The 18662-nt window shown below is 68.0% G+C and carries 21 protein-coding genes and 2 pseudogenes; 18 read left to right on the top strand and 5 right to left on the bottom strand.

What is annotated here, in order from left to right; genetic code table 11:
• Positions 1-65: 65 nt before the first annotated feature.
• Genes ABZV91_RS24110 through ABZV91_RS24100 form a run of 3 tightly spaced genes read right to left on the bottom strand, consistent with a single transcriptional unit; the run spans position 66 to position 1890 of the window.
• A complete protein-coding gene (locus ABZV91_RS24110; protein WP_355245782.1) occupies positions 66-1085 on the bottom strand; it encodes an NADP-dependent oxidoreductase in 1020 nt (339 codons plus the stop codon).
• Between the two features lie 56 nt (positions 1086-1141).
• Entirely contained in the window at positions 1142-1513 is a 372-nt protein-coding gene (locus ABZV91_RS24105) for a hypothetical protein (RefSeq protein WP_355245779.1), read from the bottom strand.
• Entirely contained in the window at positions 1510-1890 is a 381-nt protein-coding gene (locus tag ABZV91_RS24100) for a nuclear transport factor 2 family protein (protein ID WP_355245776.1), read from the bottom strand. Before ABZV91_RS24100 ends, ABZV91_RS24105 begins: the two co-directional genes overlap by 4 nt.
• Before the next feature lie 92 nt (positions 1891-1982).
• Here ABZV91_RS24100 and ABZV91_RS24095 point away from each other — a divergent pair, with 92 nt between their 5' ends.
• From ABZV91_RS24095 to ABZV91_RS24030, 14 genes are all read left to right on the top strand, one after another.
• Positions 1983-3125 carry an acyl-CoA dehydrogenase family protein gene (locus ABZV91_RS24095; protein WP_355245773.1) on the top strand — a complete coding sequence of 381 codons (1143 nt, stop codon included), beginning with the start codon at positions 1983-1985 and terminating at the stop codon, positions 3123-3125.
• Between the two features lie 101 nt (positions 3126-3226).
• On the top strand, positions 3227-4015 hold the full coding sequence (locus ABZV91_RS24090) for an enoyl-CoA hydratase/isomerase family protein (RefSeq protein ID WP_030519541.1): 789 nt from the start codon (positions 3227-3229) through the stop codon (positions 4013-4015).
• A 37-nt stretch (positions 4016-4052) separates the two neighbouring features.
• On the top strand, positions 4053-4421 hold the full coding sequence (locus tag ABZV91_RS24085; RefSeq protein WP_355245770.1) for an OB-fold domain-containing protein: 369 nt from the start codon (positions 4053-4055) through the stop codon (positions 4419-4421).
• Complete coding sequence (locus ABZV91_RS24080) at positions 4418-5569, top strand: thiolase family protein (protein ID WP_355245767.1); 1152 nt, start codon at positions 4418-4420, stop codon at positions 5567-5569. The genes ABZV91_RS24085 and ABZV91_RS24080 overlap by 4 nt, the downstream gene beginning before the upstream one ends.
• Positions 5570-5583: 14 nt before the next feature.
• On the top strand, positions 5584-6792 hold the full coding sequence (locus ABZV91_RS24075) for an acyl-CoA dehydrogenase family protein (RefSeq protein ID WP_355245764.1): 1209 nt from the start codon (positions 5584-5586) through the stop codon (positions 6790-6792).
• The gene (locus ABZV91_RS24070; protein ID WP_355245761.1) at positions 6789-7739 is read left to right on the top strand and encodes a phosphotransferase family protein; all 951 of its coding nucleotides are present in this window, start codon (positions 6789-6791) and stop codon (positions 7737-7739) included. The genes ABZV91_RS24075 and ABZV91_RS24070 overlap by 4 nt, the downstream gene beginning before the upstream one ends.
• A 31-nt stretch (positions 7740-7770) precedes the next feature.
• Positions 7771-8973, top strand: a complete 1203-nt coding sequence (locus ABZV91_RS24065) for an acyl-CoA dehydrogenase family protein (protein WP_355245758.1) — start codon at positions 7771-7773, stop codon at positions 8971-8973.
• Positions 8970-9725 carry a glucose 1-dehydrogenase gene (locus ABZV91_RS24060; protein WP_355245755.1) on the top strand — a complete coding sequence of 252 codons (756 nt, stop codon included), beginning with the start codon at positions 8970-8972 and terminating at the stop codon, positions 9723-9725. Before ABZV91_RS24065 ends, ABZV91_RS24060 begins: the two co-directional genes overlap by 4 nt.
• 1 nt (position 9726) lies before the next feature.
• The gene (locus ABZV91_RS24055) at positions 9727-10518 is read left to right on the top strand and encodes an SDR family oxidoreductase (protein ID WP_355245752.1); all 792 of its coding nucleotides are present in this window, start codon (positions 9727-9729) and stop codon (positions 10516-10518) included.
• A complete protein-coding gene (locus tag ABZV91_RS24050) occupies positions 10518-11561 on the top strand; it encodes an NAD(P)-dependent alcohol dehydrogenase (RefSeq protein ID WP_355245749.1) in 1044 nt (347 codons plus the stop codon). Before ABZV91_RS24055 ends, ABZV91_RS24050 begins: the two co-directional genes overlap by 1 nt.
• 70 nt (positions 11562-11631) lie before the next feature.
• Entirely contained in the window at positions 11632-13146 is a 1515-nt protein-coding gene (locus ABZV91_RS24045; protein WP_355245746.1) for a class I adenylate-forming enzyme family protein, read from the top strand.
• Between the two features lie 43 nt (positions 13147-13189).
• Positions 13190-13813, top strand: coding sequence for a TetR/AcrR family transcriptional regulator (locus ABZV91_RS24040; RefSeq protein ID WP_355245743.1), 624 nt, complete (start codon positions 13190-13192; stop codon positions 13811-13813).
• 72 nt (positions 13814-13885) lie between these two features.
• Entirely contained in the window at positions 13886-14221 is a 336-nt protein-coding gene (locus ABZV91_RS24035; RefSeq protein ID WP_355245740.1) for an EthD domain-containing protein, read from the top strand.
• A complete protein-coding gene (locus ABZV91_RS24030; RefSeq protein WP_355245737.1) occupies positions 14218-15237 on the top strand; it encodes an MBL fold metallo-hydrolase in 1020 nt (339 codons plus the stop codon). Before ABZV91_RS24035 ends, ABZV91_RS24030 begins: the two co-directional genes overlap by 4 nt.
• A 218-nt stretch (positions 15238-15455) precedes the next feature.
• Here the strand turns inward: ABZV91_RS24030 and ABZV91_RS24025 are convergent, their stop codons facing one another.
• Positions 15456-15992 (bottom strand): type VII secretion system-associated protein, encoded by a 537-nt coding sequence (locus tag ABZV91_RS24025; protein WP_355245734.1) that lies wholly within the window; start codon positions 15990-15992, stop codon positions 15456-15458.
• Positions 15993-16169: 177 nt separating this feature from the next.
• Here ABZV91_RS24025 and ABZV91_RS24020 point away from each other — a divergent pair, with 177 nt between their 5' ends.
• Positions 16170-17117: a hypothetical protein gene (locus ABZV91_RS24020; RefSeq protein ID WP_355245731.1), complete on the top strand. Its 948-nt coding sequence runs from the start codon at positions 16170-16172 to the stop codon at positions 17115-17117.
• 88 nt (positions 17118-17205) lie between these two features.
• Here ABZV91_RS24020 and ABZV91_RS24015 read toward each other — a convergent pair.
• Positions 17206-17439 (bottom strand): annotated as a pseudogene (locus ABZV91_RS24015) (transposase); the annotation flags it as partial.
• A 23-nt stretch (positions 17440-17462) separates the two neighbouring features.
• Between ABZV91_RS24015 and ABZV91_RS24010 the strand changes: the two are divergent.
• From ABZV91_RS24010 to ABZV91_RS24000, 3 genes and pseudogenes are all read left to right on the top strand, one after another.
• Positions 17463-17672 (top strand): annotated as a pseudogene (locus tag ABZV91_RS24010) (transposase); the annotation flags it as partial.
• 2 nt (positions 17673-17674) lie between these two features.
• On the top strand, positions 17675-18292 hold the full coding sequence (locus tag ABZV91_RS24005) for an IS3 family transposase (protein ID WP_355245728.1): 618 nt from the start codon (positions 17675-17677) through the stop codon (positions 18290-18292).
• Positions 18293-18296: 4 nt separating this feature from the next.
• Positions 18297-18557 (top strand): IS3 family transposase, encoded by a 261-nt coding sequence (locus tag ABZV91_RS24000; protein WP_355245725.1) that lies wholly within the window; start codon positions 18297-18299, stop codon positions 18555-18557.
• Positions 18558-18662 lie beyond the last annotated feature (105 nt).

The raw sequence follows: 18662 nt of genomic DNA, 5'->3' as shown, positions 1-18662 counted from the left end.
CGCGGAGGTCACGTGGAGGTCATTCTGCCCGGAACAGCCGGTTCACGTCCGGTGAGCGGTCCCGGTCACAGCAGACGGCACAGCGTCTTGCCGGTCGTGGCGCCGGACAGCATCGCCACCAGCGCCTCGCCCGCTCGTTCGATTCCGTCGAAAACCGACTCCCGATGGATCAGCCGCCCCGCCGCGAGATGGCCGGCGATCTCCGCCCGCATCGGCTGCTCGAGATGGTTGAAGGAACCCGCCCGGAACCCCCGCATCCGCAACCCCTTCGCCACCATGGTGAACAGGTTCGGGGGTCCCACCGCGGCGGTGCCGTCGTAGCCGGATACCGCACCGCACAGCGCTACCCGGCCGTGCGGGCGCAGGGCGTCGAGCGCGGCGGTCAGATGGTCACCGCCGACATTGTCGAAATAGGCGTCGATCCCGGTGGGTGCCAGGGCGGTCAGCGATTCGGCGAGCGCGGGATCGTGATAGTCGAAGGCCGCGATACCCAGTTCGTCGCGTAGGTAGGCGACTTTCTCCGGGCTGCCGGCCGAGCCCAGGACCGTGGCACCCCGCAGCGCCGCGAGTTGCGCGGCCAGCGCACCCACCGCACCGGCGGCCGACGACACCCACAGGGTGTCCGCCGCGGTCAGCTCGAGGATCTCGACCAGACCCACATACGCGGTGAGCCCGGCACTACCCAGCGGCCCGAGGAACCATTGCGGCGGCAGGTCGCCGTTGTCGATCCGGGCCGGGGCACCGTAGCCGCCGATGGTCTGCGAGCCCGCCCCCACCACCGCGAATTCGCGATAGCCCAGGGTGTGTGAGACAAGATCACCGACGGCGTAGGCCGGGTCGCGGGTCTCGGCGACGATTCCCAGCGCCAGGCCGGTGAGCGGTTCGCCGGGCCGTAGCGGGGGCAGATACCCGTCCGGGGTGGTCTCGGCCAGCCGGATACGGATCGACGGGTCGATCGAGAGCCAGGTATTGCGGACCAGCACCTCACCCGGGCCTGGCACCGGTACCGGCTCGTCGATCAGGACGAGGTCGGTGGCGCTCAGTTTTCCGGCCGGTCGGCGGGCCAGGCAGAGCCGGCGATTCATGGTTCTCCTCGGATCGTTCGGCCGGGGTCGCCCGAGCCCCCGGGGCGCCGCACCGGTCAGTGGGCGAAGGCCACTTCCGGGGTCCGCGCGATGAGCAGGCGCCGTACCGCACCGGTGGTATCGAGTTGGGCGGTCGCGTTGAACGAGGCCTCGAAGGCACCGTCGCGGGTCGTCCGGCCGAGCACGAGTTCGTATTCACCGACCACCGCGCCCACATCGATGTGATGGACCAGGGTGCTCTTCTCGCGTTGCGCGAGGTAGGCGACCAGACCCGCCCGGTCCCCGACGAATTCGGCGCTCGCCCCGGCTCCCTTGGAGAACTGCACCGACATGGTGAAATCGTCGGAGATCATGCCGAGCACCCGGTCGGGATCGTCGGAATCCATATAACCGAACCATCGCGCCAGCACGGGCACATCCGCCGTCATTCCTGTTCTCCTTCGGTCGAGGGCCGGTCCACCAGCGCGAAGTCCGCGCTGAACGTGACCTGGTACCGGTCGATGAGTCCCGCCGCGTCCAGATGCATCGCGGCCACGAAGTAGCCGGTGGTCACGGAGTCGTTCTCGGTGACGGCGCCGTGGGCGAACTGCACGTCACCGTCGGCGGCCACCCGCAACAGCACATGCCTGCGGTTCACCGGCGGTCGGTCGCTGAGGTAATCGAACATGGCCGAGCGGCCGCGATCCCGGTTCACCCCGGTGGGCAGGATCATCGTGAAGTCCACATCCTCGGCCAGCAACGCCACCGCGTCCCGCAATCCGCCGCTGTCGACGGTCGCGTAGTAGTCCTCGATCACGTAACTCATGAAATGAACTTAGTTCAGCAAACCACTTCTTGTCGAGAGCGTGAACAGCTAGGCTCAGTTTGCCGAATTGAACTCAAGTCAACCGGAGAATCATGTCCCCGACCTCAGCAGCTGCCGTCGAAGTTCCCTGGCCGCGGGCGGAACCGGCGGCTCTCACGCCCGGCCCGGAACAGGAACAATTGCGCGAAACACTGCGGGCGCTGCTCGCCAGGCACAGCGGTATCGACCGGGTCCGCGCGGCGGCCGAATCCGCGAGCGGCTACTCCGCACCGCTGTGGCGACGCCTCGTCGACGAGATGTCGGTGACCTCGCTCGCGGTGCCGGAGGAAAACGGCGGGCTGGGCTACGGCACCGCCGAACTGGCCGTCGTCCTCGAGGAATGCGGACGGGCCCTGGTCTGCGAACCCGTGATCAGCTCGGCGATCCTGGGCGTGCAGGCGCTGCTGCCGGCCGCCGCGGAGACCGCCGAACTCTTCGCCGAGGTACTCGCCGGCCGGTCGCTCGCCACCGTCGGCACCCTCGATCCGGCAACCGACGCGCTGCGGGCCCGGCCCGATCCAGGCGGTTGGCGCGTGGACGGCACGGTCACCCACCTACCCGGCGGCGAGACCGCCGATATCGTGGTGGCCTCGGCGGATACCCCCGAGGGCCGCCGCCTCTTCGCCCTGCGGCCCGGACCCGAAGCCGTCCGCAGCCCACGCCGGGTCCTCGACCCCACCCGCAGGCAGGCCGACCTCACCGTCCGCGACTGCCCGGCCGTCGCATTGACCACGCCGGAATCGACACCCGCCGCCGTCGCGCGGCTGCACGATCTGGCCACCCTCGCCACGGCCTGCGAGAACACCGGCATCGTCGATCATCTGCTGGAGCTCACGGTCGACTACGTCCGGACCCGTCATCAGTTCGGGCGGCCGATCGGTTCCTTCCAGGCCGTCAAACACCGGCTGGCCGATCTACTGGTCGAGCTGGAACGCGCGCGATCGGCGTCCCGGTATGCCGCCGCCCTGCACGCCGAGGACCCCGACTCGGCGCGACTGGCCGTGGCGGTGGCGGGTGCCGTGTGCACCGACGCGGCCGTACTCGCCGCCTCCGAAGCGGTGCAGTTACACGGCGGCGTCGGTTTCACCTGGGAGCATCCCGTGCACTCCTATTTCCGGCGCGCACTCGGAAACGAAGCAGCACAGGGTGATTCACGCACCCACCGCGCACGCATCGCCGATCTGATCGGCGTCTGAACCACCTGGGCCGGCGCGGAATTCCGTATTGACGCCCTCCGCGCCGTCGAGTACAACTGAAGTGAATCCAGTTCAATAACGGACAATGAAAGAGGCCCCCGATGGTTGACACCGACCACATCGTCCTGGAGAAAGACGGCGAGATCGCGCGTGTCTGGCTCAACCGCCCGCACAAGAAGAACGCGGTCACCGTGGAGCTGCTGCACCGGCTCGACGAGATCATCGTCGAGGTCGACAACGACCCCGAGCTGAAGGTTCTCGTCCTGCGCGGCCGGGCCAACACTTTCTGCTCGGGCTTCGACCTGGACGAACTGCGGGAGAACTACGTCGGTAAGACCAACGCGATGGATGTCGCGGTGCTCTCGGCGAAGGTCTGCGACCGCCTCTACTCCATGAACACCCCGTCGGTGGCGGTGCTGGAGGGCTATGTCACCGCGGGCGGTTTCGAGTTGATGATCTCCTGTGATTTCGCGGTCGCCGCCGACGATGCCAAGATCGGCGACTTCCACATCCGCCGCGCGCTCTTCGGTGGCGCGGGGCCGATCTACCGCCTGCCGCGCATGATCGGTATCCGCAAGACCAAGGAGCTGATGCTCACCGGCAAACTGCTCTCCGGCAAGGAGGCCGAGGCCTTCGACCTGATCAACGCCTCCGCCCCGGCGGCCGAACTCGACGCCCTGGTGGCCGATTTCATCGCGCCGATCATCGACAAGAGCCCGTTCGCCATGAAGCTCACCAAGATGACCATCGACCGCGGCCTGGACGCCGATATCCAGTCGCTGATGGTGATGGAACACCTGGCGGTCGGCAACGCCCTGCAGTCCGAGGACGCGCGCGAGGGTGTCAACGCCTTCCTGGAGAAGCGCGAACCCAAGTGGGTCGGTCGCTGAACCAGCGATCGGCAGACCGACCATCGGAAGGAACGACATGGGTGAGCAGGTGAAACCCGTACTGGAAGGCAGTAGATGCCGGGTGTGCGGCACGGTCGGGTACCCGGCGAGCGCGATCTGCGCGCGCTGCGCCCGGCCGACCGCCGACCCGCTACCGCTCAGCGGCGACGGGGTGGTCTGGGCCTACACCGTCCAGCGGTTCCCACCGAAATCGCCACCGTATGTCGTTCCCGCCGAGGGGTTCACACCGTACGCGGTCGGCTATGTCGAACTCCCCGAGGGGATCAAGATCGAGGCGATTCTCGACTGCGACGATTTCGCCACCCTGGACCGGGCGCCGGTGCGACTGGTCGCGGTCACACCGGTCCCCCGGTTCACCACCACCCAGCAGAGCGAGGACCGGTGACAGAGCAGGTTTCGATCATCGGGAGCGGGCTGTCGCGCTTCGGCCGCCGGCCCGGAATCAGTGGGCGCCAGATGGCGGTCGAGGCGATCACCGCCGCGGTGGCCGACGCCGGACTGACCTGGCCCGATATCCAGGTCGCGTTCGGCGGCAGCGACGGGTCGGGACTGGCCGACACGCTGGTCGCCGAACTCGGTTTCACCGGTATCCCGTTCACCAATGTCAAGAACGGCTGCGCGACGGGCGGCAGCGCGCTGTTCTCCGCGGTCAACGCGGTGCGGTCCGGTGCCGCGGATATCGCGCTGGCGGTCGGCTTCGACAAACATCCGCGCGGAGCGTTCGACCCCGATCCCGCCGACTGGGGCCTGCCCGAGGGCTACGGGACGGCCGGGCTCATGGTGACCACCCAGTTCTTCGGCGCCAAGATCGGCCGCTATATGCGCGAGCACGATATCTCGGCGGCGACGCTGGCGAAGGTCGCCGAGAAGGCCTACCGCAACGGTAGCCGCAATCCCAATGCCTGGCGGCGGGAGCCGATCTCGGCAGCACAGATCGCCGCGGCGGAGATGGTGAACGATCCACTCACCAGGTTCATGTTCTGCTCCCCCGGTGAAGGGGGCGCGGCCGTGGTCGTCGCGAGCGAGGCCGCTGTGCGCCGGCTCGGTGGGCGCCCGGTGCGGTTGCGGGCGATCAGTCACCGCACCCGGCGCTTCGGCTCCTTCGAGGTATTCAGCCCCGCGGTCCAGGGCACGGGGGAACCGACCAGCGTCAGTACCGATGCCGCCACCGCGGCCTTCGAGCAGGCCGGGATCGGGCCCGGCGAGATCGACGTCGCCCAGCTCCAGGACACCGAGAGCGGCGCGGAGATCATGCATATGGCCGAATGCGGGTTCTGCGAGCACGGCGCGCAGGAGGAGCTGATCGCCGCGGGCGCCACCGAGATCGACGGCCGGCTGCCGATCAACACCGACGGCGGCTGTATCGCCAACGGCGAACCCATCGGCGCCTCGGGGCTGCGGCAGGTCCACGAGATCGTCACCCAGCTACGGGGCGAGGCGGGCGAACGACAGGTGCCGGGTGGTCCGCGCACCGGTTTCACACACGTCTACGGCGCTCCCGGAATCAGCGCCTGCACGGTCCTTTCGGTCTGAGGGCGAGGAACACAATGAGTACACAGACACTTCCGGATCTCGCCGAGTTCACCGAATCGGCCCGGGACTGGTTGCGTGGGGTCGCCACACCCCGCACCGAGGCCACCTGGGGTCACGGTGACGATTCGGTCGCCGTATTCGAGAACTGGACCGCCGCGGAGGAGCGGCGGCACACCGACGCGATCCGCGACTACGAGCGCACCAAGTTCGATGCGGGCTGGGGGGCGTTGAACTGGGCCCCGGAATACGGCGGACGCGGGCTGCCGATGTCCTATGTCCTCGCGTTCCGGCGCGCCGAGGCGGAGTTCGAGGTACCGCGGCGGACCGAGATGTTCTCGGTCACCCAGCAATTGGTGGCGCCGACCATCGAGCAGTGGGGTACGCCGGAACAGCGGGGCCGCTACGTCCGGGCCATGCTGCGCACCGATCTCATCGCCTGCCAGCTCTTCTCCGAGACCGAGGCGGGTTCCGATCTGGCCGCGGTACGGACCCGGGCCACCCACAACGCCGACGGCACCTGGACCCTCGACGGCCACAAGGTCTGGACCTCGGGCGCCCGTATCGCCGACCTCGGCGTGGCGGTGTGCCGCACCGATGCGGCGGCGGCCAAGCACGCGGGGCTCACCGTATTCCTGGTCCCCATGGACGCAGCGGGGGTCACCGTCCGGCCGATCCGGCAGATGACCGGTGGCAGCTCGTTCAACGAGGTCTACCTCGACGGCGTGGTGCTCGACGACGGGCTGCGGCTCGGGCCGGTCGGCAAGGGGTGGCCGGTCGCGCTGACCGTGCTCGCCGCCGAACGCCTCGACGGCGCGACTCTGGGTCTGGCCAATGCCGACCAGGCGGTGGCCTCGGCCCGCAACCTGGGGCGGGAGCTGTCCGATCTGGAACGCGACCGGGTCGCCGACCTGGTCACCCGCAGCTATGTGCAGCGGGTGGCGGGTATGCGGGTCGCCGCGGCGGTGGTCGCGGGCCGGGCCCCGGGGCCGGAGGCCTCGGCGGGCAAACTGCTCGCCACCGACACCATGGCGCGCACGTCGGAAGTGGTGCGGCTGCTGCTCGGCCGCGACCTGGTCGCCGATTCGGGACGCTGGGGAACCTACGCCTGGACCGAGCATGTCCTCGGCGCACCCGGCTACCGGATCGCCGGCGGCACCGACGAGATCCAGCACAACATCATCGCCGAGCGGGTACTCGGCCTGCCCAAGGAGCCACGCCCATGACGCTGGAACACCGGGTCCGCGACCGGCTGGCCGCCGAGCTCGGGCACGAACTCACCGCCTTCGAACGCCTGCCGGGCGGCCATTCGGGACTCACCTACCGGGCGGTGACGACCGGCGCGAACTATGTGGTGAAAGCCGTACCCGACGGCCGCGCACCCCTCGGCCGCCACGATATGTTGCGTCAGGCCCGGATCATGCGCGCGCTCGCGCCGACCGAGGTTCCGGTGCCGCGCATCGTCGTCACCGACGAGAGCGAACCCGCCTGGTTCGCCATGGAATTCGTCGCCGGCGAATCGCTGGAACCGGTTCTCGACGATCCGGCCGTGGCGCCCGATCTCGCCGCGGTCCGGATGCGCCGCGCGGCCGAGGTACTGCCGCGGCTGCACGCGGTTGCCCTCGACGCGGTCCCCGGTATCGAACCCGCACTCACCCCGGCCGACGAACTGGCTCGCTGGGCCCGCACCCTCGGCGCGGTACCGCCGGAACTCGTCACCGGCGGTGACCGCCTGCTCGAACTACTCGGCCGGCGCGTCCCGGAACCACTGACCCCCACCCTCGTCCACGGCGACTACCGGCTGGGCAACATCATCGCCGCGGGCACCGAACCCGTCGCGCTCATCGACTGGGAGATCTGGAGCGCCGGCGACCCGCGGGTCGAACTCGGCTGGTTCCTGGTCTTCGCCGACGGCGGCAATTTTCCCGGGGTGGGCCGCACGGTGCCCGGGTTGCCGAGCGCCGCCGAACTGGTGGAGCTCTACCGCGCGGGCGGGACCGGCCTACCGGAACTGCCCTGGTTCGACGCCCTCGGCCGGCTGAAGATGGCCGCCATCATGGGCCACAACCTGCGGCGGCACCGCGAAGGCCGGCACCACGATCCGGACCAGGAAAAACTGCCCGCCACCATCGACCGCCTCATCGAGACCGGAACCGCGCTGCTCGCCGGTTGAGGTCTCCGTCCCCCTGTTCAGGAGCCGCACTGTGGATTTCTCCTACTCCGCCCGCACGGCGGACCTGCTCGACACACTCGGCCGTTTCATGGACGAGCACGTCTATCCGGCCGAGCCCGTCTACGACGAGCAGATCGCCGCGGCGGACAATCCGCACGAACAACCGCAGATCATGCGGGAATTGCAGGCCCGGGCCCGAGAACTGGGTCTGTGGAACCTTTTCATGACCCATGACGGATTGGGCGCCGGACTGACCAATCTGGAATACGCCCCTCTCGCCGAAATGGTCGGCCGATCCATCATCGGTAACGAGGCGATCAACTGTTCGGCGCCCGATACCGGGAATATGGAAATCCTGGCCATGTTCGGGACCGATGAGCAGAAGGAACAGTGGTTGCGGCCGCTGCTGGATTGTCGGATCCGGTCGGCGTTCGCGATGACCGAACCCGCTGTCGCCAGTTCCGACGCCACCAATATCACGTCGACCATCCGCCGGGACGGGAACGATTACGTCATCAACGGCCGCAAATGGTATACCTCCGGAATTCTCGACCCGGATTGCAAACTTGTCATCTTCATGGGCAAATCCGATCCGGAGGCGCCGCCCTATCGCCGGCAGAGCATGATCCTGGTGCCCGCCGACGCACCCGGCGTCGAAGTTCTGCGCGATCTGCCGATGTTCGGTTTCCACGACCGGCTCGGGCACGGCGAGGTGCAGTTCACCGATGTCCGGGTGCCCGCGGCCAATATGCTCGGCGCCGAAGGGGACGGATTCGCCATCGCGCAGGGGCGGTTGGGCCCGGGCCGGATGCACTACGCGATGCGGGCCATCGGAATGGCCGAACGCGCCCTGGACCTGATGTGCCGGCGCGCGCTGGAGCGCACCGCGTTCGGGGGCCCGCTGGCCGACCGGGGCGTGGTGCGGGAGTGGATCGCGCGCAGCCGGATCGAGATCGACCAGATCCGCCTGCTGGTCCTGAAATCGTCCTGGCTGATGGACACCAAGGGCAATGCGGCGGCGCGTGCGGAGGTCGCCGCGATCAAGGTGGCCGCCATGGAGGTGGCGCACACGGTGGTCGACCGGGCGGTCCAGACCTTCGGCGCGGCCGGGGTCAGCAATGACACCGTGCTGGCCCGGATGCACGCGATCACCCGGGCACTGCAGATCGCCGACGGCCCCAACGAAGTACATCTGCGCACCATCGCGCGTCTGGAGTTGAAAAAGCACCGATGAGCACAACGGATCTGACCGGAAAGGTCGCGCTGGTGACCGGCGCGAGCCGCGGACTCGGGCTGGCGATCGCCCGCGGGTTACGGGACGCCGGCGCCACGGTGATCGTCTCCAGCCGTAAACTCGCGGCCTGCGAGGCGGCGGTCGCCGCGCTCGGCGCGGGACCCGGCAGCGCGCACCCACTGGAACTGCATGTAGGCAGGTGGGACAGCATAGCGCCGGCCGTCGACCGGATCGTCGCCGAATTCGGCAGTCTCGACATCGTGGTCAACAATGCCGGGATCGCCCCGCTCGCCGAGAATCTGGCGGCGGTGACCGAGGGCCTGTGGGATAAAACCCTCGAGGTGAACCTGAAGGGCCCGTTCCGGCTGATGGCTGTCGCGGGGGCTCGGATGGCCGCCGCCGGTGGCGGCTCCATCATCAATATCTCCAGTATCGGCGCGGTCCGGCCCAGCCCGCCCGAGGCGATGTACGCCGCGGCGAAGAACGGCCTCAACGCGCTCACCATGGCGTTCGCGCAGGAATACGCGCCGTCGGTGCGGGTGAACTGTGTGATGCCGGGCGGGTTCGCGACGGATATGGCCGAACGCTGGGACGACGAGTTCGTCGGCAAGATCGTCGACCGGCTCCCCGCGGGCCGGCTGGGGCGGCCGGAAGAGATCGCCGGGTTGGTCGTTCATCTGGCGAGCGATGCCGCCGGGTACACGACAGGGGCCGTGATCCCGGTCGACGGCGGCCGGACGGCGGTGTACTGAGATGAGTACGCAGCCGGGCGATCCGGATATCACCACGCCGGCGAGCCTGTTCGATCTGAGCGGACGCGTCGCCGTGGTCACCGGCGCCTCGTCGGGACTCGGGCTGGGCTTCGCCCGCGTGCTGGCGGGCGCGGGCGCCACCGTCTACGCGGCCGCCCGCCGGGTGGACCGGCTGACCGAGCTGGCGCGGACCGATTCCCGCATCGTGCCGGTGCCCTGTGACGTGACCCGGGACGCGGACCGGATCGCCCTCGTGGACCGCTGCTACGCCGAATCCGGACGGTTGGACGTCCTGGTCAACAATGCGGGCCGGCCGGGCCCGCCACAGGCGGAGCAGGAGACCGACGCGGAGTTCCGCGCGATCCTGGAGTTGAACCTGCTCGCCGGATTCCATCTCGCCACCTACGCGGCGACCCGGCTGCCCGAGGGCGAACGCGCGTCCTACATCAATATCTCCTCGGTGATCGGCCTGGTTTCCACCGCCCCGATCGGCGGCGCCAGCTATGCCGCGTCCAAGGCCGGCACCCTGGGACTCACCCGGGAGCTCGCCGGCCAGTGGGGCCGGCGCGGTATCCGGGTGAACGCCGTGGTACCGGGATGGTTCGATACCGAGATGACCGACGGACTGTTCGGCAACGAGAAATCGGCGGGCTGGGTCCGGCGCAACACCATGCTCGGCCGGGGCGGCCGCACCGGGGAGGTGGACGGCGCGGTGCTGTTCCTCGCTTCGGACGCGTCGTCCTATGTGACCGGGCAGACCCTGGTGGTCGACGGCGGCTGGACGGCACGCTGATGCTGGCCGTGCAGCTCACCGCCTGGGGCACCGAACCCGAGCTCCGCGAGATCCCCACCCCGCGGCCCAGCGGCGAGGAAGTGCTGGTGCGGGTCGAGGCGGCCGGGCTGTGCCGCTCGGATCTGCACATCATGGATTCCGCCGCCGGCGCATTCGGCTACCCGCTCCCGCTCACCCTCGGACACGAGGTGGCGGGCACCGTGCTCGACGTGGGGCCGGCGGCCGACCGCCGCTGGATCGGGGAAAGCGTGGTGGTTCACGGGATCTGGGGTTGTGGCGAGTGCCGCAACTGCGCACGGGGGCGGGAGAACTACTGCCTGCGCCTGCGCCCGGGCCCCGACCGCCGGGGAAAACCCATCGGTAACGGCCTGGGCCACCCGGGCGGACTGGCCGAGGCGATGATCGTGCCCTCGTCCCGGTTCCTGGTTCCGGCACCCGGCGTGGACCCGGTGATCTGCGCGCCTCTGGCGGATGCGGGCCTGACCGCCTACCACGCGGTGCGGCAGCATCGCGACCTGATCGATTCCGGCAGCGTATGTCTCGTGGTCGGGGTCGGCGGGCTCGGCCACCTCGCGGTCCAGATCCTGCGCGAATTCGGCGCCGGACGGATCATCGCGGTCGACAACCGGCCGGACGCGCTGGATATGGCCCGCCGGCTCGGCGTGGACGCGGTTTTCGCCGATATGGCCTCGGCGACGGCCGGCCTGGACGATGGCGCCGACCTGGTCCTGGATTTCGCCGGCGCACCGGACACCGTGGGTCCGGCCGGTTCGGCGCTCGCGCCGGGCGGACGGCTGGTGGTGGTCGGTAGCGCGGGCGGGCGGCTCACGGCCGGCAAGGACGTCGGACTGGCCGCGGGCTGGACGGTGACAGCCCCCTTCTGGGGTCCGCGGTCGGATCTGGCGACCGTGGTGGACCTCGCGCGCCGGGGCACCCTGCACGTCACGGCGGAGACGTTCCCCCTCACCGAGGCGATCGAGGTCTACCGCCGGCTGCGGTCGGGCGCGATCACCGGGCGCGCCGTCCTGGTTCCACCAGCGTGACGAGCGCAATCCGCCCCGCGCGAGCGCGGCGACGAGTAAACAGAGAGCACAGCGGCACGAGGAACGGGCGATGAGAGTACTGGCGAAGGAGATGCTCGCACGAGCGCGGCGCACACCGGCGGATATCGCGGTGATCGACGAACTCGGACAGCACACTCTGGGTGAGGTCATGGCGACGGCGAACGCGCTGGCCGAGCGGATAGCGGCCCTCGACGATCGCGCCCCCACGGCGCTGATCCAGGCCGACAACACCTGGCGCACCCTGGCCGCGGCGCTCGCGGTCGGCCTGCGCGGCGGAGTGGTCGCCGTGTTCAGCCCGCACGCCACCGAATCGGAGTTCCGGCTCGCGCTCGAGGACATCGCGCCGGATCTGGTGATCGGTGAACCGGAGGCGCTGCGCCACTGGGAGGTCCCCGAACAGGTGTTCTCCCGTCGTGACACCGCCTTCGACGAGCATCTGCTGCTGGCCCGCGCCACACCGTTCGAAAGCGTCCGGCGCTGGCACGGCGGCAGTGCGATCGCGATGACCTCCGGTTCGACCGGCCGGCCCAAATGTGTGGTCCAGTCCGAGGACGCCATCCGCTACGCCTGCCGCAGCACGATCGACGCGGTCGGACTGCGCCCCGGGGACACCGTGGGCGCGTTCGTCCCGCTGTCCTCGGTGGCCGCGTTCTGCTTCGGTATGTATCTGCCGGCGTTCCTCGGCGCCACCATGGTCACCATCGGCCGCTGGTCCCCCGGCGCCGCGCTCGCGGCCATGTCCGGGCACCGGGTGGCGTGGACCATGCTGGTGCCGACCATGGCTTTGCAACTCTCGGTGGTCGAGGGCAGCGCCGGGCAGCTGTCGGCCATGCGCGCCATGACCGTGGGCGGCGGGCCGATGAACCAGCGCGCGCTGGCCGAGGCCGAACAGAAGCTCGGCACCACCTTTCTGCGGGTGTTCGGGATGTCGGAATGCCTCGGTCACACCACACCACGCCTGGACGACCCGCCGGAGATCCGGTTGGGGCGCGACGGCCGCCCGTTCCCCGGCACGGTGGTCCGCGCGGTCGACGAGCGGGGTGCGCCGCTGCCCGCCGGGGAGATCGGCGATGCACAGGTGAACGGCCCTTCCCTGTTCGTGGGGTACGCCCGCGGCGGTGTCCCGGTGGCGCCGGCACTGACCGACGACGGGTTCCTGCCCACCGGTGATCTGGTGGAGGTGGCCGGGGACGGTTCCATCCGGGTGATGGGGCGGCAGAAGCAGATCATCATCCGCGGCGGGCGCAATATCGATATCAACGAGATGGAGGCGGCGATCGCGGCGCTCCCGGGCGTGGTGCAGGTCTGCGTCGTCCCGGTCCCCGACGATCTGCTCGGCGAACGCGCGGCGGCCCTGGTGGTGACCGATGCCGACGAGCTGACGCTGCCGGCGGTGACCGCTCAGCTCGCCGCCGCGGATTTCCCCAAATTCAAATGGCCCGAATACCTGTTCACCGTCGCCGATCTCCCGCAGAATCGGGTCGGGAAATTATCCCGGCCGGACGCGGTCCGGCTCGCCGCGCAACTCGCCGCAGCCGACTCGAGTTCATATCGGGTGGGGTAGAGTTGAAGCATCCACACAGTCGAATCCTGGGGGCACTTCACTCATGACCGTTGATACCGGAGCTCGGCGGGAGAGCCCGCGTTCGAAGCGCGGCAGCATCCTGACCGCGGCGATCGAGCAATTCGGACGAATCGGTTACGAGCATACGAAATGGGCCTCCATCGCCGATGAAGTCGGAATCGGCCAGACCGCGCTGTACCACTATTTCGAATCGAAAGCGCACTGCCTGCTGACCATCATGCGGCTGGAATTGGCCGATTCCGCGGACCGTTTCGTCGCGGCCATCGAAGGCGAGGAAAACCCGGAAAAGGCATTGCGCGCGGCCGTGGCCGCGGCATTGCGCGCCGAGCCCATCGACGCACTGCAGCGACGGATCCTGCAGAACCATATGGATCTGCTCGCCGCGCCCCGGCAGTCCGAGAAAGAGGAGGCCGAACGGCTGCGCTCCCGCGAACTGGTCCAGGAGATCGAACAGAACTGGACCGATCTCATCGCCCGCGGTATCGAGACCGGCGATTTCGCCGGTGACGATCCTCGGGTACTGGGCCGGCTCGTACTCGCCGTGGTGATCAGCGTCTGGCGCTGGTACCGCCCGGACGGCGCGCTCAGCCTCGCGGAGATCACCGACACCGTCACCGACACCGCGGTGCGGATGGTCCGCGCATAGCCTCTCCCGGCCAGGAGGTGCGCGCTGTCGCACGCCCTACGAAACCGAACAGAATTCAGTTAGGATACTGCCATGTACAACCTCATCGTTCTGGCGTCGCGCCCCAGCGAGTGGACCCACGACCAGTTCATCGAGTGGTGGCGCGGCGAACACGCCGAGGTCACCTATCCCCTGCCCGGCCTGCTGCGCTGGCAGCACACCGAACTACTCGACAGCTTCGACGAGCGGTCCGCCGGATGGGACGGCCTGTCCATCCTGAGCTTCGAATCGCGGGAGGCGCTCGACGCCGCGCTGGCCAGCCCCGAATGGAAGGCGGCCGTCCGCCATGTCGGCGCCATGCGCGGTCGCCGCATGATCTGGTACGGCGAGGAACAGACCATGGTGCCCCTGGCCGGCAGCGGCGAATGAGCGCCCACTGGGCCGAACCCGGCTGCTATCCGGTGGCCGAGGGCATCCACCGCATACCGCTACAGCTGCCCCAGGACGGTCTGCGCGCCGTCAATGTCTACGCCGTCGAGACCGACGACGGACTCGTGCTGATCGACGGCGGCTGGCACCGCCCGCACACCCATGACGAACTGTCCGCCGGACTCGCGCGCGTCGGCCACACCCCCGGCGATATCCACGATGTCCTGGTCACCCATATCCATCGCGACCACTACACCTTCGCGGTGGAACTGCGTCGCCGCCACGGCTGCCGGGTCCATCTGGGCGCCGGCGAATCGGTGGGACTCGGCGCGGTCCGCGCGCTGGGCAGTAATGTCCCGGAGAGCTCCTTACGAGAACTCCGGCGGGCGGGGGCGGCCGGTATCGCCGCGCGCGCGTATCTCGGCAGCGCCGACGAGCCCTTCGATATCGCGGACTGGGAAGCGCCGGACCATTGGCTGCGACCCGGCCCGGTATCCCTCGGCGGTTATGAACTCGAAGTCGTCGAGACTCCTGGACACACCAAGGGCCACACGGTCTTCCACGATCACCGGCGCCGGCTGGTGTTCACCGGCGACCATCTGCTCCCCACCATCACACCGTCCATCGGATTCGAACTCGGTACCTGGGAACTGCCGCTGGACAAGTTCCTGCACTCGCTGACCCTGCTGTGTGACGACGACGACCGGACCATGCTGCCCGCGCACGGCCCCCACGGCGGCCGCGCCGGGGAACGGGCCCGCGCGCTACTCGCCCACCACGAGCGCAGATTCGACCAGATACGCACCGTGGTCACCGATCTCGCGCCGTGCACCGGTTACGAAGTCGCCCGGGCCCTGACCTGGACCCGCCGCGAACGCCCCTTCGCCACCCTGGACACGTTCAACCAAATGGTCGCGACCTGCGAAACCATGGCCCACCTGGATGTCCTCGTCGCACGAAATCTTCTCGCCGCCGACGACATCGAAGATGTAAACATCTTCCGCCTCCCACACTGAACACCCGACAGGAGAAGCCCTCGCCGCAGGCGGCCACACCGATACGAGCTCGGCCACGTCAGTGTGCCGGCCACCCTACCGTCGAGATCTCCGACCGGGACCACGTAGTCGGCGAGAACTCGGTAGATACGCCGCGGGATCGCGGGTCCTCGACCATCCGCACCACGGCCGGTGACGCCATCTCGGCCGATCGACCGAACGACAACCGACAGCGACATTCACTCGGGCGTACGCAGTGCCCGGGTGACCAACCGGAATTGGGCGGGACCGCCGGGATTTACGAGAATGTCGATATCGGGCGGGACGATATCCGCGAGGGCACCTCCCCATATCTTCCGCCAGCGCACAGGCCCGACGCGCTGCTTGTGCACCTCTGCGGTGACGACCGGAACACAGGTGACACCGTCCGGAGCCGGACCTACGAGCAGCTCGCCCTCCTCGTCACAACCGATGTAGACAATCGAATCACCAATGGTCGGGACAATACGGTCGGTCATAGTCTCACCGGCGACCGCGCGCCGCAGGACCATGTCGATGGGGTCGGTGGGCGTAGCCGGATCGGAGGGACGGTAGTCCGGATTCGGCTCGAAGGGGCCTGCCGCCCCCGACTCGTCGACACCCCATCCACCCATGATCGCCGTGGCGGGCGGGTTATCGTTCGAGGCATCGGCTTTCCATCGTGGGTCCAGCAATACCAGCCAATCGCCACGCCTGATGGTTCGAAATGCCGAATCCACTGGAATCCAACCCTTCATGTCGGAGACGACGCCCCGACGACGATACGGACTATACTACACCGACCGGGATCTCAATTAACCGGTCATTCTATTGCCCTCAGCCCAATCGTTCTCCGGCGCTGAGAAACATCTACCCGGGGCGTGAAAGGCGTATATTATCATCACTTTCAGGCACGCCGGGCGAGGAGTGACCGCATGAGGACCATTACCTCCGCCTTGGACGATGTGGGCGAACGCCCGATCACGGTGGCCAACACCGCCACCACCCGAATCCGCGAGCGCATAACCGTCGTCACCGCGGGTGCCAACTCTGCGGTGCGTATTCATCCAGCGGGCGACGAGCGAGCCGCTCGCCTGCTCGACCCGTTCCGCCGCACCGAGCACGTGGCCACGGCAGCGGCCGGATCCCAACGACCGATAATCGGTACCGAAAAGAGCACTGGACGCGATGTGGAGATCGACCCGGCCGATATCGAGAGCGTTCCCCTACATGATGCCGACAATAACCCGATCGGCGTGCTGTTTCCTTCGAAACGGGACGAAAAAGAGGACGATATCAAGAATTTCGTGCCCTGGGCAGCGATGCGGGAACGAACCAGTGACGAGTACATCCGGCCGAGTTACGAACGACTACCGCCGAGCAAGTGCCCGCCGTACGGCTCCTACCATCACGGTCCCTTCATCGAAGCTCCCTGGGCCAAGGAGGTCCGGCGGACGGGCATCCCGCCGATCTACGTCATCGCTCATGCGAACCCGTACGCTTACTCTATCCAGGTCCGGACGAAGAGTTCGCTGGAAACCATGTTCCTGGACGGTCCCTCGTACGCCGAAGTCATTGCGGCGAATCCATACGTACTGCATTCGATGGAGGGGAACGAGTTCGGCACACTGTTGCCGATCTCGTGTAGTCCCGCGCAGCGGCCAGGTAGCTCGACCGGACAATTCGCGGCGGAACATTTCATCAACGCGACCGGAAATTCACGGAACATCCACATGCCGCGGGGTTTGATGTTCCTGGGCCGCGACGAGGCATCGGGGCAGTCCTGGCTGGGCGCCGAAGCAACGGTCTCTTCCACCGGCCTGCACCTACCGCAATTCGACTCCTTTTGGGGCTCACCATTCGGAAGCACAGACATGTCCTAGCTGTACTGACCTGAGAGGTTGGGAACGCGGGGCGGCTGGTGGGTGTCCGCCGAGTGCGGTGTGGCCGCGGTGGACGCTCCTAGGTCTGTCAAGCCGGGCTCGGTGTGCCGCCGGCAGCGTTGAGGTGGCGGTAGATCTGGCGGGCGAGGTAACGCTTGAGGCAGCGGCGGATCTCTTTGGTGGTTCGGCCTTCGGCGCGTCTGCGCTCGACGTACTTGCGTGTGGTGGGGTCGTGGATCATGCGGGTGATCGTGGCCATGTGCAGGGCGCGGTTCAACCGCCGGTCTCCACCGCGGTTGAGGCGATGGCGAACAGTGTTGCCGATGAGGTGATGTTCCCAAACTCGCCCAGCAGCTGGGCGTGCATCACGAGGCCCTGCGGAACTGGATCCGCCAAGCCGACACCAGTGGCCAGCGACCGGAACCAGCGGCGACCGATCTGGCCGAGGAGAACAAGCGGCTGCGCAAACAGGTCGCAGAGTTGGAGCGGGTCAACGACATCCTTCGTTCTGCGAGTGCGTATTTCGCCTCGGAGCTCGGCCAGACCCGGAGGTGATCGTGCGGTTCGTCAAGGACAGCCGGCACCCGGTCGAGCTCGTATTACGGGTGCTCGGGATCGCTTCGTCGACCTATTACTGGTGGTACAAACGCCTGGAACAGTCTTCAACGCGGCAGCTCGCAGACGAGGCATTGCCGGCCGAGATCGTCGATATCCATACCAGCTCCGGCGGCACCTACGGGTCTCCCCGCGTGCATGCGATGCTGGCCCGCCGTGGCATCTCGGTGGGCCGAAAACGGGTGGAGCGGGTGATGCGTGGCGCTGGGTTACAGGGCGCTTTCCTGCGGAAACGGTGGCGCATCGCCTCGACACGAACCGATCCGCGGGCAGCGCCGGCGCCGGATCTTGTCGAGCGGGTCTTCACCGCGGATCGACCGAACCGGTTGTGGGTGGCGGATGCGACCAGGATCCCGTGTGGCCAGGGTGCGTTCTGGCTGGCGGCGGTGCGGGATGCGTTCTCCAACCGGATCGTGGGCTGGAAGACCTCGGATCGCTGCGATACCGAGCTGGTCCTCGGTGCGCTCGAGTTCGCGGTCTGGAGCCGCGGCATCCCGCGACGGGGAACTGATCCACCACAGCGACAGGGGCTCGACCTATACAGCGATTCGGTTCGCTAACCGGTTGGCCGACAACGGGATCGCGCAATCGATAGGATCGGTCGGCGACAGCTACGACAATGCGCTGATGGAGAACTTCTTCTCCACATTGAAGACCGAGCTGGTCTATGGCCGGGCCTGGCGGCCCCGGGACGAGGCCGAGAACGCCCTGTTCGCCTATATCGACGGCTGGTACAACAGCCAGCGCATCCAGAAGAAGCTGGGTTGGCGATCACCGGATGCGTTCGAGGCGAGCTACCATCACCCGGTTCCGGCTGGAACCTGATTATTCGCCCTCCAGCAATGCGCGGGAACCTCAGACACGAAGACCTCCGATGGATGGGTGCGTTCCTAGACAGCTCGCACTTCACTCGGAGGTCTTCGTTTTGTC

Source organism: Nocardia sp. NPDC004568, assembly GCF_040609955.1.
Classification (GTDB): domain Bacteria; phylum Actinomycetota; class Actinomycetes; order Mycobacteriales; family Mycobacteriaceae; genus Nocardia.
This window is presented reverse-complemented; position numbering and strand designations above follow the sequence as displayed.

Bases quoted from the DNA above. Each gene is read 5' to 3' on its own strand.
- ABZV91_RS24110 (WP_355245782.1), bottom strand. From the start codon at position 1,085: ATGAATCGCCGGCTCTGCCTGGCCCGCCGACCGGCCGGAAAACTGAGC.
- ABZV91_RS24105 (WP_355245779.1), bottom strand. From the start codon at position 1,513: ATGACGGCGGATGTGCCCGTGCTGGCGCGATGGTTCGGTTATATGGAT.
- ABZV91_RS24100 (WP_355245776.1), bottom strand. From the start codon at position 1,890: ATGAGTTACGTGATCGAGGACTACTACGCGACCGTCGACAGCGGCGGA.
- ABZV91_RS24095 (WP_355245773.1), top strand. From the start codon at position 1,983: ATGTCCCCGACCTCAGCAGCTGCCGTCGAAGTTCCCTGGCCGCGGGCG.
- ABZV91_RS24090 (WP_030519541.1), top strand. From the start codon at position 3,227: ATGGTTGACACCGACCACATCGTCCTGGAGAAAGACGGCGAGATCGCG.
- ABZV91_RS24085 (WP_355245770.1), top strand. From the start codon at position 4,053: ATGGGTGAGCAGGTGAAACCCGTACTGGAAGGCAGTAGATGCCGGGTG.
- ABZV91_RS24075 (WP_355245764.1), top strand. From the start codon at position 5,584: ATGAGTACACAGACACTTCCGGATCTCGCCGAGTTCACCGAATCGGCC.
- ABZV91_RS24070 (WP_355245761.1), top strand. From the start codon at position 6,789: ATGACGCTGGAACACCGGGTCCGCGACCGGCTGGCCGCCGAGCTCGGG.
- ABZV91_RS24060 (WP_355245755.1), top strand. From the start codon at position 8,970: ATGAGCACAACGGATCTGACCGGAAAGGTCGCGCTGGTGACCGGCGCG.
- ABZV91_RS24055 (WP_355245752.1), top strand. From the start codon at position 9,727: ATGAGTACGCAGCCGGGCGATCCGGATATCACCACGCCGGCGAGCCTG.
- ABZV91_RS24050 (WP_355245749.1), top strand. From the start codon at position 10,518: ATGCTGGCCGTGCAGCTCACCGCCTGGGGCACCGAACCCGAGCTCCGC.
- ABZV91_RS24045 (WP_355245746.1), top strand. From the start codon at position 11,632: ATGAGAGTACTGGCGAAGGAGATGCTCGCACGAGCGCGGCGCACACCG.
- ABZV91_RS24040 (WP_355245743.1), top strand. From the start codon at position 13,190: ATGACCGTTGATACCGGAGCTCGGCGGGAGAGCCCGCGTTCGAAGCGC.
- ABZV91_RS24035 (WP_355245740.1), top strand. From the start codon at position 13,886: ATGTACAACCTCATCGTTCTGGCGTCGCGCCCCAGCGAGTGGACCCAC.
- ABZV91_RS24030 (WP_355245737.1), top strand. From the start codon at position 14,218: ATGAGCGCCCACTGGGCCGAACCCGGCTGCTATCCGGTGGCCGAGGGC.
- ABZV91_RS24025 (WP_355245734.1), bottom strand. From the start codon at position 15,992: ATGAAGGGTTGGATTCCAGTGGATTCGGCATTTCGAACCATCAGGCGT.
- ABZV91_RS24020 (WP_355245731.1), top strand. From the start codon at position 16,170: ATGAGGACCATTACCTCCGCCTTGGACGATGTGGGCGAACGCCCGATC.